The 15,117-nt window shown below is 73.6% G+C and carries 14 protein-coding genes and 1 riboswitch; of the genes, 6 read left to right on the top strand and 8 right to left on the bottom strand.

Annotation, left to right across the window (positions count from 1 at the left end):
* Positions 1 to 200 precede the first annotated feature (200 nt).
* From AB0G84_RS16280 to thiO, 3 genes are all read right to left on the bottom strand, one after another.
* On the bottom strand, positions 201 to 1,028 hold the full coding sequence (locus AB0G84_RS16280; protein WP_361320531.1) for a thiazole synthase: 828 nt from the start codon (positions 1,026 to 1,028) through the stop codon (positions 201 to 203).
* Between the two features lie 4 nt (positions 1,029 to 1,032).
* Positions 1,033 to 1,254: a sulfur carrier protein ThiS gene (gene thiS, locus AB0G84_RS16275; protein WP_361320529.1), complete on the bottom strand. Its 222-nt coding sequence runs from the start codon at positions 1,252 to 1,254 to the stop codon at positions 1,033 to 1,035.
* Complete coding sequence (thiO, locus tag AB0G84_RS16270; protein ID WP_361320527.1) at positions 1,251 to 2,474, bottom strand: glycine oxidase ThiO; 1,224 nt, start codon at positions 2,472 to 2,474, stop codon at positions 1,251 to 1,253. The genes thiS and thiO overlap by 4 nt, the downstream gene beginning before the upstream one ends.
* Positions 2,472 to 2,584, bottom strand: a riboswitch (TPP riboswitch). It overlaps the preceding gene by 3 nt.
* Positions 2,585 to 2,759: 175 nt before the next feature.
* Between thiO and AB0G84_RS16265 the strand changes: the two genes are divergently transcribed.
* The 5 genes from AB0G84_RS16265 (at position 2,760) to AB0G84_RS16245 (ending at position 7,628) form a co-directional block, all read left to right on the top strand.
* Positions 2,760 to 4,001, top strand: coding sequence for an FAD-dependent oxidoreductase (locus AB0G84_RS16265; RefSeq protein ID WP_361320525.1), 1,242 nt, complete (start codon positions 2,760 to 2,762; stop codon positions 3,999 to 4,001).
* 114 nt (positions 4,002 to 4,115) lie between these two features.
* Positions 4,116 to 4,481, top strand: coding sequence for an Rv2175c family DNA-binding protein (locus AB0G84_RS16260; protein WP_361320523.1), 366 nt, complete (start codon positions 4,116 to 4,118; stop codon positions 4,479 to 4,481).
* 115 nt (positions 4,482 to 4,596) lie between these two features.
* Positions 4,597 to 5,253 carry a thiamine phosphate synthase gene (gene thiE / locus AB0G84_RS16255; RefSeq protein ID WP_361320521.1) on the top strand — a complete coding sequence of 219 codons (657 nt, stop codon included), beginning with the start codon at positions 4,597 to 4,599 and terminating at the stop codon, positions 5,251 to 5,253.
* A gap of 160 nt (positions 5,254 to 5,413) precedes the next feature.
* Entirely contained in the window at positions 5,414 to 6,331 is a 918-nt protein-coding gene (metF, locus tag AB0G84_RS16250) for a methylenetetrahydrofolate reductase [NAD(P)H] (protein WP_361320519.1), read from the top strand.
* A gap of 37 nt (positions 6,332 to 6,368) precedes the next feature.
* Positions 6,369 to 7,628, top strand: coding sequence for a hypothetical protein (locus tag AB0G84_RS16245; RefSeq protein WP_361320517.1), 1,260 nt, complete (start codon positions 6,369 to 6,371; stop codon positions 7,626 to 7,628).
* A 38-nt stretch (positions 7,629 to 7,666) separates the two neighbouring features.
* Here AB0G84_RS16245 and AB0G84_RS16240 read toward each other — a convergent pair whose 3' ends face one another.
* The 5 genes from AB0G84_RS16240 to AB0G84_RS16220 all read right to left on the bottom strand — a co-directional run bounded on the left by AB0G84_RS16240 (position 7,667) and on the right by AB0G84_RS16220 (position 14,239).
* On the bottom strand, positions 7,667 to 9,184 hold the full coding sequence (locus AB0G84_RS16240) for an NAD(P)/FAD-dependent oxidoreductase (protein ID WP_361320515.1): 1,518 nt from the start codon (positions 9,182 to 9,184) through the stop codon (positions 7,667 to 7,669).
* Positions 9,185 to 9,289: 105 nt separating this feature from the next.
* Positions 9,290 to 9,913, bottom strand: coding sequence for a DUF4126 domain-containing protein (locus tag AB0G84_RS16235; RefSeq protein ID WP_361320514.1), 624 nt, complete (start codon positions 9,911 to 9,913; stop codon positions 9,290 to 9,292).
* Between the two features lie 390 nt (positions 9,914 to 10,303).
* Positions 10,304 to 10,918 carry a TetR/AcrR family transcriptional regulator gene (locus AB0G84_RS16230; RefSeq protein ID WP_361320512.1) on the bottom strand — a complete coding sequence of 205 codons (615 nt, stop codon included), beginning with the start codon at positions 10,916 to 10,918 and terminating at the stop codon, positions 10,304 to 10,306.
* Between the two features lie 35 nt (positions 10,919 to 10,953).
* Entirely contained in the window at positions 10,954 to 13,161 is a 2,208-nt protein-coding gene (locus AB0G84_RS16225; protein ID WP_361320510.1) for a YhgE/Pip domain-containing protein, read from the bottom strand.
* Complete coding sequence (locus AB0G84_RS16220; RefSeq protein ID WP_361320508.1) at positions 13,133 to 14,239, bottom strand: ATP-binding cassette domain-containing protein; 1,107 nt, start codon at positions 14,237 to 14,239, stop codon at positions 13,133 to 13,135. The genes AB0G84_RS16225 and AB0G84_RS16220 overlap by 29 nt, the downstream gene beginning before the upstream one ends.
* A 245-nt stretch (positions 14,240 to 14,484) precedes the next feature.
* On the opposite strand from AB0G84_RS16220, the gene AB0G84_RS16215 reads away from it, so the two are divergent.
* On the top strand, positions 14,485 to 14,970 hold the full coding sequence (locus AB0G84_RS16215; protein ID WP_361320506.1) for an SAV_6107 family HEPN domain-containing protein: 486 nt from the start codon (positions 14,485 to 14,487) through the stop codon (positions 14,968 to 14,970).
* Positions 14,971 to 15,117 lie beyond the last annotated feature (147 nt).

Below are 15,117 nucleotides of genomic sequence, written 5' to 3'. Positions count from 1 at the left end.
GGGTGGGTGTCCAGACGTAAAGCGAAGCAGTCTGGACACCCACCCCCGCAGGACCGCCCGCCGCAGCCGACAGCCCCGCGCAGCGGACCCGCCCGCCGCAGGCGCCACGGCGCGAAAGTCGACGACGCACGGGCCGCCGGCCCCACCGGCGAACAACCACCACGACGGGTCAGCCGACAACGCGGGAAGCTCCCCAAGGTTCAGAACGCCGGTCGTTCCGGATCGAGGTCCGGTTTGCCCTCCGTGGGGGACGAGGCCAGGGCGAAGTGGCGGCGGGGGATGCGGCCCGCGCGGTGGGCCAGGCGGCCGGCCTCGACGGCATGGCGCATCGCGTGAGCCATCAGCTCCGGTTCCTGGGCGCGGGTCACCGCGGACGCCAGCATCACCGCCGAGCAGCCCAGCTCCATGGCCAGCGCCGCGTCCGAGGCGGTGCCGGCGCCGGCGTCCAGGATGACCGGGACGCCGGCCCGTTCGGTGATCAGCTGGAAGTTGTGCGGGTTGCGGATGCCCAGGCCGGAGCCGATCGGCGAACCGAGCGGCATGATCGCGGCGCAGCCCACCTCCTCCAGCTTGCGGGCCAGCACCGGGTCGTCATTGGTGTAGGGCAGCACCGTGAACCCGTCGTCCACCAGGGTCTCGGCGGCGTCCAGCAGCTCGATCGGGTCCGGCAACAGGGTCCGCTCGTCGGCGACGACCTCCAGCTTGACCCAGTCGGTGCCCAGCGCCTCCCGGGCGAGCCGGGCGGTGAGCACCGCCTCGCCGGCGGTGAAGCAGCCCGCCGTGTTGGGCAGCACCCGGATGTCGTGCCGGGTCAGGACGGAGAGCACCGAGCCCTGCACGGTCGGGTCCAGCCGCCGCATGGCGACGGTGGTCAGCTCCGTACCGGAGGCGAGCAGGGCGCGCTCCAGGACGTCGAGGCTGGGGGCGCCGCCGGTACCCATGATCAGGCGGGAGGTGAAGGTGGTGCCGGCGAGGACGAGGGGGTCGGGCGCGGTTGCCGTCCCGGGGACGGCCGCGGTGTCGGTCATGGCGTCAGCCTCCCTGCACCGCGGTGAGCACCTCGACGCGGTCGCCGTCGCCGAGCGGGGTGGTGGGCCACTGGGTGCGCGGCACCACCAGGTCGTTGAGCGCCGCAGCCACTCCGGTGGGGGCGGTGGAGAGGGTCGCGACGAGCCGGTCGAGGGTGAGCCCGCCGGGGATCTCACGGGCCTCGCCGTTGACGGACACCGAGACGGTGGGGGTGGCGGCACTCATACGGGCTGCTCCTCCAGGAGGGGGGCGCGCTCCGGGCCCGCCGTGGTGCGGGTGAAGCGCAGGGGGGTGAAGGGACGGGCCTCTTCGGGGAGGCTGCCGGTGGCCAGCGCCTCGGCCATCACCTCGCCGGTGACCGGCGTCAGCAGGACGCCGTTGCGGAAGTGGCCGGTGGCCAACTGGAGGCCGGGCAGCTCGGTCGGGCCGAGGAGCGGTGCGTTGTCGGGGGAGGTGGGGCGCAGCCCGGCGCAACTCTCGACCAGCGGCAGCTCGGTGATACCGGGGACGAGTTCGTGGGCGTCCCGCAGCAGTTCGTAGACCCCGCCCGCGGTGACGGTGGTGTCCCAGCCCAGCTCCTCGCTGGTGGCGCCGACGACCAGCTCACCGCTCTCCCGCGGCACCAGATAGAGCGGGTTGCCGCGGACCACGGCCCGTACGGTGCGGGACAGGAAGGCGGGGGAGCCGGCCGGTACGTCCGGCAGCCGCAGCCGCAGCACCTGGCCCTTGACCGGCCGTACCGGCGGCAGCACCTCGTCGGGCACCCCGGCCAGCCGGCCGCTGTGGCTGCCCGCCGCCAGGACGGTCTGCCCGGCCGCCACCGCCGTGCCGTCGTCGAGGACGGCGCCGGTGGCGCGTCCGCCGTGGACCGTCAGCCGCTCGGCCCGGTTCGGCAGGAAGGCCACCCCGGCCCGTTCGCAGGCCGTCAGCAGGGCGCTCGCCAACCGCCGGGGATCGATCTGGTGGTCGCCGTCGACCCGCAGGCCGCCCCGTACGCCGGGGGCCAGCATCGGCTCCAGGCGGCGGCACTCGCGGCCGGTGAGCCACTGCGAGTCCAGGCCGGAGCGCACCTGGAGGGCGTGCAACTCGCGCAGGTGGGCACGGTCGTCGGCGTCCAGCGCGACGGCCAGGGTGCCGCACCGCCGGTAGCCGGTGTGCGCCCCGGCGGCCTCCTCCAGCTCCGCCACGAAGCGCGGATAGCGGTGCGCCGAGGCGAGGTTGAGGCCCAGCAGGGTCTGCTCGCCGTAGTGCAGCTCGGTGACCGCGGCCAGCATCCCGGCCGCGACGCGGGCCGCGCCGCCTCCGGGGGACGGGTCGGCCACCGTGACGGTCATCCCGCGGGCGGCCGCCCGCCAGGCGGTGGCCAGGCCGATGATGCCGCCCCCGATGACCAGGACATCGGGGTGCCCGGAGGCGAGAGTCGGTGGTGTGGCAGGTGGATGCATGGGCGTCCAGCCCCTCCCTTCGCCGGCATGACCCGGATCAGGTTCGTACGGTCGGAGGCCGGCCAGCCTCCCTCTCAGCCCGGTGCGTCCGGGCTCCCGCGAGTGCGGGCACCACCCTAATACGGGGGTGTGGGGCGCCGTAAGGCAGCGCCGGGGCGGGCCCGCCGGACCCCGCGGGCCCGCCGCAAGGCCCCCGGGAACCGGCACCGCGGTCTGTGACGCTGTGTCAGAGATCTCCTTGCGCGCTGCTGCGGGCGGCGTCGTGCCCCGTCCTAGAGTGATTGGGTGAGCGAGCAGAGCAAGTCCTCCCAGGCCCCTGACCGCACGCCCCGCGTCGTGATCGTCGGCGCCGGAATCGCGGGTGTGCAGACCGCGGTCGCCCTGCGCGAACAGGGCTGGCCCGGCGCGATCACCCTGTTCGGCGACGAGCCCCACCCGCCCTACGACCGGCCCCCGCTGTCCAAGGCGGTGCTGCTGGGCAAGGCCGACGGCTCGGCCTTCGAGGTGGACTTCGCCGGGCTCGGCATCGAGCTCCACCTCGGCCGCCGGGTCACCGCCCTGGTGCCCGAGCGCCGGCTCGTCGAGACCTCCGAGGGCCCGGTCCGCTACGACCACGCGGTCATCGCCACCGGCGCCGAGCCCATCACCCTGCCCGGCAGCGAGGGGCTGCCCGGCGTCCACCTGCTGCGCACCCTCGACGACGCCGAGCGGCTGCGGCCGGTGCTCGCCGCCCAGCACGAGATCGTGGTCGTCGGAGCCGGCTGGATCGGAGCCGAGTTCGCCACCGCCGCGCGCGAGGCGGGCTGTGCCGTCACCGTCGTGGAGGCCGGCGACCGCCCGCTGGCCGGTGCGCTGCCCGCCGAGGTCGCCGCCCATATGACCGGCTGGTACGCGGACGCCGGCGCCGAGCTGCGGACCGGTGCCCGGGTCGCCTCCGTCACCCCCGGTGCGGTCACGCTCTCGGACGGCACCACCCTGCCCGCCGACGCCGTGGTGGTCGGGATCGGGGCCCGGCCCGCCACCGCCTGGCTGGCCGGCTCGGGCGTCGCGGTCTCCGCCGACGACGGCTCGGTGCTCGCCGACGAGCGGCTGCGCACCTCCGTCCCCGAGGTGTACGCGGTCGGCGACTGCGCCTCCTTCCCGTCCACCCGGTACGGCAGCCGGCTGCTGATCCACCACTGGGACAACGCCCTCCAGGGCCCCCGTACGGTCGCCGAGAACATCGCCCGCGGCGGGACGGAGGGACTGGTCTACGACCCCGTCCCGTACTTCTGGTCCGAGCAGTTCGGCCGGTTCGTGCAGTACGCGGGCCACCACGGGGACGCCGACGAGCTGGTCTGGCGCGGGGATCCGGCCGGCGCGGCCTGGTCGGTGATCTGGCTGCGCGAGGAGCGGCTGGTCGCGCTGCTGGCCGTGGGGCGGCCTCGGGACCTCGCCCAGGGCCGCAAGCTCATCGAGCGGGGCACGGTCCTCGACCGGGACCGCGCGGCGAACGCGGCCGTACCGCTGAAGACCGCGGCGCGGTAGGCCCGGCGCACCGACGGCCTACCGGCGGGTGCACCGTCACCCTCCGGGGTGCCCGGAGCCCCTCTTGGCGATGCCCGGCTACCGGCTGTCAGTGCGAGGTGGCACGCTTGTCCTGTGACCGAGATTGACGCAAACATCGATGGACTCGTCCCTGCCTGGCTCACCCTCCCCGACATCGCCGAACGGCTCGGCGTCGAGGTGACGCGTGTCCGGCAGCTGGTGAAGGAGGGCCAGCTGATCGCGGTGCGCCGCGGGGAGAACAGGGCGCTGCAGGTGCCCGCCGATTTCATCAAGGACGACAAGGTGGTCAAGGGCCTCGTCGGTACGCTCACGCTCCTCAAGGACGACGGCTTCACCGACCAGGAGATGCTGGAGTGGCTCTTCACCGCGGATGACACCCTGCCCGGCACCCCGGCGCAGGCGCTGCGCGAGAATCGCGGTACGGAGGTGAAGCGCCGGGCCCAGGCGCTCGCCGTCTGATCCGCCCGGTGCGGCGCGCTCGCCCGCCCCGCACCGGCATCCGTGACCACATCCGAGGGGCGTACGGGCCGCACGGCCGTCCCGTACGCCCCTGACCTGGGGGGAATGCCGCCCGATGAGCACCGCACACGAGGCCCTGTCCGACGCCCGGCTCTACCTGTGCACCGACGCCCGCACGGAGCAGGGCGACCTGGAGCAGTTCCTGGACGCGGTGCTGGCCTCGGGCGTGGACATCGTCCAACTGCGCGACAAGGGCATGGAGGCGGGTGCGGAGCTCCGGCACCTGGAGGTCTTCGCGGACGCCTGCCGGCGGCACGGCACCCTGCTCGCGGTCAACGACCGGGCCGACGTCGCGCACGCCCTCGGCAGCGAGGTGCTGCACCTCGGGCAGGGTGACCTGCCGGTGCCGGCCGCCCGCGCCATCCTCGGCCCGGACGTCCTGATAGGCCGCTCCACCCACGCCGAGGCCGAGGTGGACGCCGCGCTCACCGAGCCCGGCGTCGACTACTTCTGCACCGGCCCGTGCTGGCCCACGCCCACCAAGCCCGGCCGCCACGCCCCCGGCCTCGACCTGGTCCGCTACGCCGCCGCGCGCGCCCCCGAGCGCCCCTGGTTCGCGATCGGCGGGATCGATGCGGACAACCTCGACGAGGTGCTGGACGCCGGCGCCCGCCGGATCGTGGTGGTCCGCGCCCTCACGGAGGCCGACGACCCGGGCGCGGCCGCCGCCGACCTGGCCCGGCGCATCCGGGAGCGGGCGGACCGGGACTGATCCGTCCGGCCCTGCTGACTCCTCCGGGGCGCGGCCCGGGGAAACGCCTCCGGACGGCCGCACGGCCGGGACATGTCCAACCCGTGGACACCAGGCCGACCAACCAGGCATAACGCCGATGACGGTTGGTGTGCGCCCGCCGGGTGGTTAACCTGCCGGTATGGCCCTAGGTACAGCTTCCACCAGGACTGATCGCGCACGCACCGTGCGCGACCTGCTCGCTTCCGGCAAGCAGTCCTACTCGTTCGAGTTCGCCGCCCCGAAGACCGAGAAGGGTGAGCGGACCCTGTGGAACGCCATTCGTCGGATCGAAGCGGTCTCCCCGACCTTCGTCTCGGTGACGTACGGTGCCGGCGGCACCTCCCGTGACGGCACGGTGCGCGCCACCGAGCGCATCGCCACCGAAACCACCCTCACCCCCGTCGCCCACCTGACCGCGGTCAACCACTCCACGGCCGACCTGCGCAACATCATCGGCCAGTACGCCGGCGCCGGGATCCGCAATATGCTCGCGCTGCGCGGCGACCCACCAGGCGACCCCATGGGTGAGTGGGTCAAGCACCCCGACGGCGTCGCCTACGCCGCCGATCTGGTGCGGCTGATCAAGGAGTCCGGCGACTTCTGCGTCGGCGTCGCCGCCTTCCCCGAGATGCACCCGCGGTCGACGGACTGGGACACCGACGTGGCCCACTTCGTGACCAAGTGCCGGGCCGGGGCGGACTTCGCCATCACCCAGATGTTCTTCTACCCCGAGGACTACCTCCGGCTGCGGGACCGGGTTTCGGCCGCGGGTTGCCCCACACCGATCATCCCGGAGATCATGCCGGTGACGAACGTCCGTCAGATCGAGCGGTTCGCGCAGCTCAGCAATGCCGCCTTCCCGCCCGATCTGGCCGAGCGCATCCTCGCCGTCAAGGACGACGCGGCGGCGGTACGCTCCATTGGCATCGAGTACGCGACGGAACTGTGTGCGCGCTTGATGGCCGAGGGCGTTCCCGGGTTGCACTTCATTACCCTGAACCACTCCACGGCGACCCTGGAAATCTACGAGAATCTGGGCCTGCACCAGCGGCCCTGAATCACTGCGGCCGCCGAGCGGCGGAAGAGGGGCGTATATGGGCTGGACGATCCTCTACATCGCGTTCGGTCTGGTCGCAGTGTGGCTGCTGGGCGAGGTGCTCCTTCAGTACAAGGCACGGCTGCGCTGGCGGTTGCTGGCCTTCGCCGGCTTCCTCGCTGTGGTTGTCGGTGTGGTGATCCCCTCCGTGATCGTCATCGGACTGGGCCTGATCGCCTTCGCCTTCGGCCAGACGCAGGTGACGCTCTCCTTCAGGAAGGGCTTCACCACCGGCTGGGCGATCGGCGGGAGGGGCGGCGAGAACCGGGCGGAGGGCGGCGGTGAGAACCGCGGCGAGGGCCGGCGCGGTGAAGGTCGGCGCGGTGAGGGCCGTCGCGGCCGGGGCCGCAGGTCCGCCCCGCCCGCCGCCGAACCGACCCTGGAGGTCTCCGACTTGGAGGCGGTGCCGGCCCCCGAGGCCCCCGCGTCGGGCCCCGCCCGCCCGCTCGACAACGGCCCGGACACCTTCGAGAGCACCGGTGGCTTCGGCAGCCTCGCTGGCCTGCAGAACAAGGACGCCGGCCGGCAGCCCTCCACCGAACAGGAGGCGTTCGCCGCCCAGGAGACCTACGTCGGCCAGGGCTCCTACGACTACCGGAGCGACGACTACACCACCGGCGGCTACGGAACGGCCGGCGGCTACCCGGCCCAGGACCCCTATCAGGACCCGCAGGACCAGAGCGTCTTCGCCACCCAGGCGTTCCCCGCCCCGTCCTACGACGACACCGTCTACGCCCCGCAGCCGATGCCCGACGAGACCGGCCAGTACGGCATCTACAGCTCCGACGCCCGCCCCGCGCCGGGCGGCTACCCCGGCTACGACGCCTACGGCGGCACCGGCGACGGCAGCGCCAACGGCTATGCCTACGACGGCAGTTACGGCGGGCCCGCGAACGGCCAGGACCCCTATGCCGCGGACCCGTACGCGGCCTACGGCGACGGCATGGGGCAGGGCCAGCAGACCGGCTACAGCGACCCGTACGGCGGCGCCCAGCAGTACGCCGCGTCCTACGACCCCTACGCGCAGCCGGACCCCTACGCCCAGGCCGACCCCTACGCGCAGCCCGACCCCTACGCCCAGTCCTACGGCGCGCAGCAGTACGGCGGCCAGGGCCAGCAGCCGGGCCAGGGCTACGGCGAGACCACGGCCGACGGGGCCTGGGTGCCACAGCAGCGCGACCACGACCTCCCGCCCGAGCAGCAGCCCTACCCGCCGTACCAGCAGCAGGGCTACGACGGGCAGCAGTACCGCTACTGAGCCGCCCGACCGGGCGGTGCGGGGCGCGCCGGGCCGCGCTACTGAGAGCCGTGCCAGTCGTTGCCGTGCACGATCAGTCCCGCCACCAGCGCGCCGGACATCCCCGCATGGGCCAGGCCGCCGCCCGGGTGCGCGTGGCCACCGACCGCGTAGAGCCCCGGTATACGGGTGCGGTTGCCGGGCCGCAGGAAGCGGCCCTCCTGGCCGGCCAGCGCCGGCCCCGTCACCGGAGCGTCCGTGGCGGGCGGCAGCACCGCCCGCCACAGCACCCGCTCCCGCAGCCCGGGAACCGCCGCCGAGGCGGCCTCCACCAGCCGGTCGGCGGCCGCCTCGGCGGCCGTACCGTCCCGTTCGTCAGCCGGACCGGACGGGGCCACCGGCGCGGACAGCGTCACCGCCTCATGGCCGTCGTCGGGCCGGGTGGTGGGGTCGTCCGGGCGCAGCACGGTCACCGTCGGCCGCGTACGGGGCGTCCGCGGCCCCGGGCCGGCGTCGAAGACGTCCGCCAACTCCGCGGCGCGGTCCGGGGTATGAACGACCGTCCGGTGCGCGGCGCCCGGCTCCCGCCCGCCGCGCAGCGCCAGACAGACCGTCAGCCGCCCCGTCCCCCGGACCTCCGGGCGCTCCGCGGGCCGCACATCCTCCGCGCCGTACGGCTGCCGCCCTCCGAGGAGCGCCGGCAGTCGGGCCGGGTCGAGGCCCGCGACCACGAACTCCGCGTCGTGCACCCGGCCGTCGGCCAGCTCCACGCCCGCCGCCCGGCCGTCCTTCTCGACGATCCCGGTCACCTCCGCACCGAAGGCGAACTCCACGGAGCGCGCCAGGCACCGCTCGTACAGCGCCTCGGCCAGCGCCCGCACACCACCGCGCGGATACCAGCTGCCGAAGGTCTGCTCCATGTACGGCAGCACCGCGGCGCTCGCCGGGGCGCTGCGCGGGTCGAAGCCGTAGGCCGGCGCATGGCTCTCCAACAGTGCCACCAGCCGGGGGTCGGCCAGCTCACGGCGGGCGACCTCGGCGAGCGTGGCCGTCGTCGGGCCCTTGCCGCGCCCGAACAGGCCGCGCCGACGCACCGCCGGATAGGGGTCGCGCCCCAGCACCTGCCAGTCCCGCCACAGCGGCTCCTCCAGCAGCGGCCGGCGCATGGCGTCCCAGGCCTCGCGGGCGCGCCCCACCAGGGCGCTCCACCGCTCGCCGGCGCCCTCGCCCAGCGCCTCGTCCAGGGCCGCCAGGACCCCGGCCCGCGAGGCGTTGGGCAGCGTGACGGCGGTGCCGTCGGCGAAGAGATGGCGGCTCGCGGGGTCGACCTGGGAGAGCTCGACACAGCTCTCCAACGGCTCACGGCCGGTCTTGAGGAACAGGTCGCGGTAGACCGCGGGCAGGTGCAGCAGCCCCGGCCCCGTGTCGAAGGCGAAGCCGTCCCTCGTCAGCCGGCGCACCGCGCCGCCGTACGTCGCGTCCCGTTCGAACACCGCCACCCGGTGGCCCGCGACGGCCAGCCGGGCGGCGGCCGCCATCGCGCCCATCCCGGCGCCGATCACCGCAATCCGTGCCATGCCTGCGACTTTATCCGGGCCCACTGACAGCGCCCGCACGACCGGTGGGCCGACCACGCACGGCCGGTGCGCACGGCCCTCGGCCCGGGCCGCCCGGCTCGCGCCTCAGCCCGCCGGCGGCACCACTTCGCCGCCCACCGCGGCCAGCCGCTTCTCCTCCCGCCGGGCCCGCCGGCGCCGCAGGTACCGGCGGATCCGCGACCAGAGCACGATCACCAGCGTGACGCCCGCGGCCAGCAGCGTCCCCGCGATCACCGCGGCGGCCACCGGATGGAAGACGGCGAACACGATGAGCCCGGCGACGCCCAGATCCTCGACGAGGCTCAGCACGATGTTGCTGGCCGGCTCCGGCGAGGTGTTGACCGCGATCCGCGTCCCCGCCTTCACCAGGTGGCTCAGCAGCGCCGTGGAGCCGCCCACCGCCCCCGCCGCGAGCTCGGGCAGCGAGCCGCTGTGGCCGGCCAGCAGGGCGGCCACCACGCCGCCGGCGACCGGCCGGATCACCGTGTGCACGGAGTCCCACACCGAGTCCACGTACGGGATCTTGTCGGCGATGGCCTCGACCACGAAGAGCACCCCGGCCGCGATCAGCACATCGGGCCGCTGCAGCGCGGCCGGTGCCTCGTCGGTGACACCGGTCACCCCGAGCAGGCCGAGGAGCAGCACGACGGCATAGGCGTTGATCCCGCTCGCCCAGCCACTGGTGAATACCAAGGGAAGTACGGACACGCCGGAGATCGTAGGCCCCCCATGGGGGCCGGTGCTCAGGATTGAGTATCCGTACTCAGACCGTCGGATGAGTAGGTACGCGGATGGGCCGGGACCGGCCCGGACGGAAGAGTAGGGCCCACGGCAGGGAAGCGGCGCCGCACCGCCGACACGGGGCGGCGGAACGGCGCGGCTCCCCCACCGTGACGGGGGAAGCACGGGGGAACACGGGGGAAGTACGGGGGAGCACGGGGGAAGCGCTGTCCTGGTCGGATCGACGGGGGATCGGTCCGCGCCAGGGCGGCGCACTCTTGTGTGCCGGCTTACGGGGGAACGGGGTGCGCGCCGCATCTGACCACTGCGGCGCGCACCCACCTGCCGGGGCCCGGTCGCGCACCCACCCCCAGGGGCTTAGGACGGGCGGCCGCTGACCCGCCCTTGCAGGAGCCGCGACAGTGCCGCGTGCACCTCGTCCAGCGACCGGTCCGGCTGGTAGGACTGCCAGTCCAGGGCGGCCACCAGCACCATCCCGAACAGCGCCGAAGCGGTCAGCGGGATGTCGATCTCCTCGCTCAGCTCCCCGCCCGCCACCGCCTCCCGCAGCACGTCCTCCACCACGGTGATGGCCCGCTCGCGCACCACCATCAGCGTCGACTGCCAGGCCCGGTTGGTGCGCCACAGCTCGGCGACGTAGAGCTGGGTGAGCGCCGGGTAACGGGAGATGAAGTCCAGACCGGCCCGGATCATCGCGTCCAGCGCGTCGATCCGGCTGCCGCCCCGGTCGGTGACCTCCTGGGAGGCCTCCTGCAGGGAGGTCGCCAGCAGCTCTATGCCGTGCCGCAGCAGCTCCTCGAAGAGAACGTTCTTGCTCGCGAAGTTGTAGTAGACCGTGCCCTTCGCGACGCCCGCCCGCTCGGCGATCTCGTCCACCGTGGTGGAGGAGAAACCCTGTTCGGCGATGAGGGTGACCGCGGCCTCGAAGAGCTTGCGCCGGGTGGCGTCGCGGCGTGTGTTGGAGCTGTCCATGGGGGCGATTGTGCCGGTCCGGGCGGCATCGGCGCTCACAGGCTCAGCTCCGGATGAAGATCCTTCATCCGCACCACCTGGCGTCCGCGCGCCGACAGCGACGTCAGCGCCAGCGCTCCGACGGTGAAGGCCAACAGTACCGCCGCGCCCTGCCAGACCGGCGCGGTCTCCCCGCCGGTGATGAGTCGGCGCAGCCCCTCGACGATGTAACTCATCGGCAGATACGGGTGGATGGCGCCGAAGAACCCGGGGCTGGTCTGCACCGGGTAGGTGCCGCCCGCCGACGTCAGCTGGAGCATCAGCAGCGCCAGCACCAGGATCCGGCCGGCCGGTCCGAACTGCGCGTTCAGCCACTGCACAAGCGCCGAGAAGCAGGCCGTGACCAGCACCAGGAAGCCCAGCGTGCCGGCCGTCCTGGTCATCTCCAGGCCCAGCCCGAAGTGCAGCACCGACATCAGCGCCGCGGTCTGCAGCACCCCGATACCGGCCACCGGCAGCCACCCGGACACCGCCACCCGCCAGGAGGACGCGCCCATCGCCAGGGCTCTCCGGTTGAGCGGCTGAATCAGCATGTACGCCACCATGGCGCCCACCCACAAGGACAGCGGGATGAAGTACGGGGCGAACCCGGTGCCGTAGTTCGGCGCCTTGTGGGCGGAGTCCGAGGCGAGCTGCACCGGGTCGGACATCACCCGGGTGCGGGCATCGCGCTCCTTCTTGCCGTAGTCGGGGATCTGCCGCACCCCGGCGTGCAGCCCGCCGGCCAGCTTCTGCGAGCCGTCGGAGAGCTTGAACAGCCCGCCGTCCAGGGTGTGCGCGCCGTCCTTGAGCCTGCCCACACCGGAGTCGAGCGCGCCCATACCGGACGCGGCCTTGCCGGTGCCGTGGTGCAGGGTGTGCGCGCCGTCGTCGAGCCGGTCCGCGCCGGCGGCCAGTTGGGCGTTGCCCGCGGCCAGCTTGCGGGCGCCCGCCGACACCTTGTGCGCACCGTCGTTGAGGTCGTTGATCTTCTTGACCGCGGCATCCATGTCAGCGCCCAGCGTTGGCCCGTGCCGCGCCAGCTCGCTCGCCAGGTAGTGCAGGGTGTCGAGGTCCCGGTCGAGCTGGTCGAGGTTCTTCTGGTCGTGCACATACCCGCTGATCTTCTCGGCCTGGTCCGCCGCCGCGGCGGCCTGGTCCTTGAGCTGCTTCAGCTCGCTGCAGGACGTCTCCAGGCTGAGGGCGCTCTCACAGCGCTGCCGGTAGAACGCGGCCATGTGGTCGGAGATGCCCCGGGAGAGCTTCGCCCCGGTCGCCGCCGCACCGGGCAGTGAGCCCAGGTGGTCGCGGACCGCCTGCGACCCGTCCGCGACGAGCTGCGCCGCCGCGCCGATCTCCTTGCCGTGCGCCCGGACGAACGGTCCCACCTTGTCGTCGAAGCCGTTGACGGTGTCGGCCAGCTGCTGCGTCCCGTCGGCCACCTGCCGGGAGCCGTCGGCCAGTTGGCGCGAGCCGTCGGCCGCCGTACCGGCTCCGTGGGCGAGGTCGGAGCTGCCCCGGGAGAGCTGCCCGGCGCCCGAGTCCAGGTCACCCAGGCCCGTGACGAGCTTGCCGCTGCCGTCCTTCGCGGTCCCCAGCCCGTCCGCCAGCTTGCCCGCGCCGTCCTTGGCCTGCCCGATACCGTCCTTGAGCCGCTCGGCGCCGTCCGCGGCCTGTGCGGTCTTGTCGTGCAGGGTCGAGAAGGAGACGAAGATCTTGTCGAAGAAGGTGCGCGACGACTTCGCCGAGGCCGCCGCGCGCACCTCGGAGAACACCGTGCGGGAGATCTGCCCGACGATGTAGTTGTTCGCGTCGTTCGTGCGCACCTTGAGGGCGCCGGTCTCCGGGTGGTCGCCCGAACTGGAGGCGATCCGCCGGCTGAAGTCCGCGGGGACCGTCAGTGACAGGTAGTACGTGCCGTCCTCGACGCCGTCGGCGGCCTCCCGGGCGCCCACCGGCCGCCAGTCGAAGGTGTGGCTGTCGGCCAGCCCGTCGACGATGCCCTCGCCCGCCGAGATCCGCTTCCCGCCGACCTCCGTGCCCTGGTCCTCGTTGACGAGTGCGACCGGTATCTTGTCCAGCCGCCCGTACGGGTCCCAGAAGGACCACAGGTACAGCGCGCCGTACAGCAGCGGCAGCAGCAGGAGCGCGACCAACGCCGCCCGTGGCAGCTTGCCCCGCCCGAACCGCCTCAGCTCAAGCGCGGCCAGTCTCGGTGAGCGCATCGACCGCCCCCTCCTCGTCGCGTTCGTTGCCGTCGGCCTCGTTGTTGCTGCCGTCGCTGCCGTCGCTGTCAGCCCCGTTGCAGCTGTCGTTGCCGTCCTGACGGGGGGACGAAGCCGTCGCAGCGTTCCCGGGGCCGCCGTCGGCTTCGCTCTCCGCGGCTTCGCCCTCCGCGGCACCGTGCGCCTCGGTGGTGTCCTGAGCCCCGACGGCGTCCTCGGTCTCCGGGGCATCCTGCGTCTCGACGGTGTCCCTCGCCTCCGCGGTGCCCTGGGCCTCCGCGGCGCCATGAGCCCCCGTGGTGCCCTGCGTCGCCTCCGTGGCGTCCCGGGTCTTCGCGGTGCTCGGGCCGTCCGGGGTGCCCCGCTCCGGGCGCCCTCCCGTGTGCACCAGCACCACGCCCTCGCCCTCCTCGGGCGGCTCGCTGCAGACCGCCAGCACCGTCGTCCCGGCCGCCGCCAGGCCGCGCAGCATCGTCCACGCCGCCGCACGCTCCGCGCCGGACAGCTTGAGGTCCGTGTCGTCGACGGCCAGCAGCCGCGGCCCCCCGATCAGGGCCAGCGCCACGGAAAGCCGCAGTGCCTCCAGTCGCTCCAGGTCGCGCACCGACGTACGCGGCCCCTTGGGCAGCGCCTCCACGTCGAGTCCGGCCGCCTCAAGGGCTCGGTCGACGAGGGCGCGGGCCTCCGCCCTGCGCTCCTGGCGCGGCCGCAGCAGGGCGCGCAGCGAACCCCCGAACCGGCCCTGCAGCAGGGCGCGTTCCCGTAGGTGCTCGCCCACCGTCAGTGCGGGGTCGAGTTCGGCGACACCCGGTACGTGGGCCAGCGCGGTGACCGCCCGGACGGCGGCCAGCTTCCCGGGTAGGGGGAGTCCGCCGACCTCGGCGGTGCCGGCGGCGGTCTTCATCCGGCCGGTGAGCGCGAGCAGCAGACACGTACGGCCCGAGCCCGAGGGGCCCTGTACGGCGATCAGCGAGCCGGGTTCGGCGCTGAAATCGATGTTCCGGAACGCCCATCCGCGGGGGCCCTTGAGGCCGAATCCCGCGGCCGTGACCGCCGCCCCGTGCGGGGTGCTGTCCACGATCCCTCCTTGAACTGACTGGTCAGTTCAAAAAGTATGCAGAGCTCGCCGCGCCTTCCGCAAGAGGGATGCCGGAATCATTCGTTCCTCTTTCCGTAGCCCCTGTCCCATCGACGCCGGTGAGGCCGTCACTTCCGGCGAAAGTGCAGGTCACGGTCGATTGTCAGTGGTGTGCCCCACGATGGGGGCAGGTGGTCCGAATCGGCATTCGGTCCCAACCGGCATGCGACGACAGGAGGTTCGTCATGGCAGCTCGTCCCACCGGGGGCAGCTCCGCTGCGTACGGTCCCCCAAGTGATGTCCACCCCGTCCTGCGACGGGCAACCGCACCACGCGCCGCCCTCGATCTGCTCGCCCAGGCCCGGCAGGGCCTCGACGAAGCCCAGACCCTACAGACCCCCAACGAGCAGTTCGCCACCGCCCATCTGGCCGCGCTGCGCACCGCGGCCGCCGTCCTCGCCGTCCGCGGCCGGCCGGAGAGCACGCCGCGCCGGCGGCAGCGTATCCGCAGCGCCTGGGAGGTGCTGCCCGAGGTCGCGCCCGAACTCGTCGAGTGGAGCGCGCTGTTCGCGTCCGGTGCCGACCGCCGGGCCAAGGCCGAGGCGGGGATAGTCGGCGCGGCCAGCCGCCGGGACGCCGACGATCTCCTGCGGGACACCGCGATGTTCCTGCGCCTGGTGGAGCGGATGCTGCTTCTCCAACCGTCCCTGCCGCCCCAGCGCGCGGGGTAGAGCGGGCGCACGGGGAGCGACGGTGCCCCACCGGGGAGGCCGCGATGTCCCGCAAGGGCAGCCGCGGTGTCCCGACGTGGGTGGCGGTGCCCCGGGAGGGCAGGTGCGGTGTCCCGGCGTGGGTGGCGGTGCCGCGGGAGGGCAGGT

The organism is Streptomyces sp. NPDC020742, from assembly GCF_040641675.1.
GTDB lineage: Bacteria > Actinomycetota > Actinomycetes > Streptomycetales > Streptomycetaceae > Streptomyces.
This window is presented reverse-complemented; position numbering and strand designations above follow the sequence as displayed.

Excerpts from the sequence above, each read along its gene's own strand:
- AB0G84_RS16280 (WP_361320531.1), bottom strand. The coding sequence starts at position 1,028 with ATGACCGACACCGCGGCCGTCCCCGGGACGGCAACCGCGCCCGACCCC.
- thiS (WP_361320529.1), bottom strand. The coding sequence starts at position 1,254 with ATGAGTGCCGCCACCCCCACCGTCTCGGTGTCCGTCAACGGCGAGGCC.
- thiO (WP_361320527.1), bottom strand. The coding sequence starts at position 2,474 with ATGCATCCACCTGCCACACCACCGACTCTCGCCTCCGGGCACCCCGAT.
- thiE (WP_361320521.1), top strand. The coding sequence starts at position 4,597 with ATGAGCACCGCACACGAGGCCCTGTCCGACGCCCGGCTCTACCTGTGC.
- metF (WP_361320519.1), top strand. The coding sequence starts at position 5,414 with ATGGCCCTAGGTACAGCTTCCACCAGGACTGATCGCGCACGCACCGTG.
- AB0G84_RS16245 (WP_361320517.1), top strand. The coding sequence starts at position 6,369 with ATGGGCTGGACGATCCTCTACATCGCGTTCGGTCTGGTCGCAGTGTGG.
- AB0G84_RS16240 (WP_361320515.1), bottom strand. The coding sequence starts at position 9,184 with ATGGCACGGATTGCGGTGATCGGCGCCGGGATGGGCGCGATGGCGGCC.
- AB0G84_RS16230 (WP_361320512.1), bottom strand. The coding sequence starts at position 10,918 with ATGGACAGCTCCAACACACGCCGCGACGCCACCCGGCGCAAGCTCTTC.
- AB0G84_RS16225 (WP_361320510.1), bottom strand. The coding sequence starts at position 13,161 with ATGCGCTCACCGAGACTGGCCGCGCTTGAGCTGAGGCGGTTCGGGCGG.
- AB0G84_RS16215 (WP_361320506.1), top strand. The coding sequence starts at position 14,485 with ATGGCAGCTCGTCCCACCGGGGGCAGCTCCGCTGCGTACGGTCCCCCA.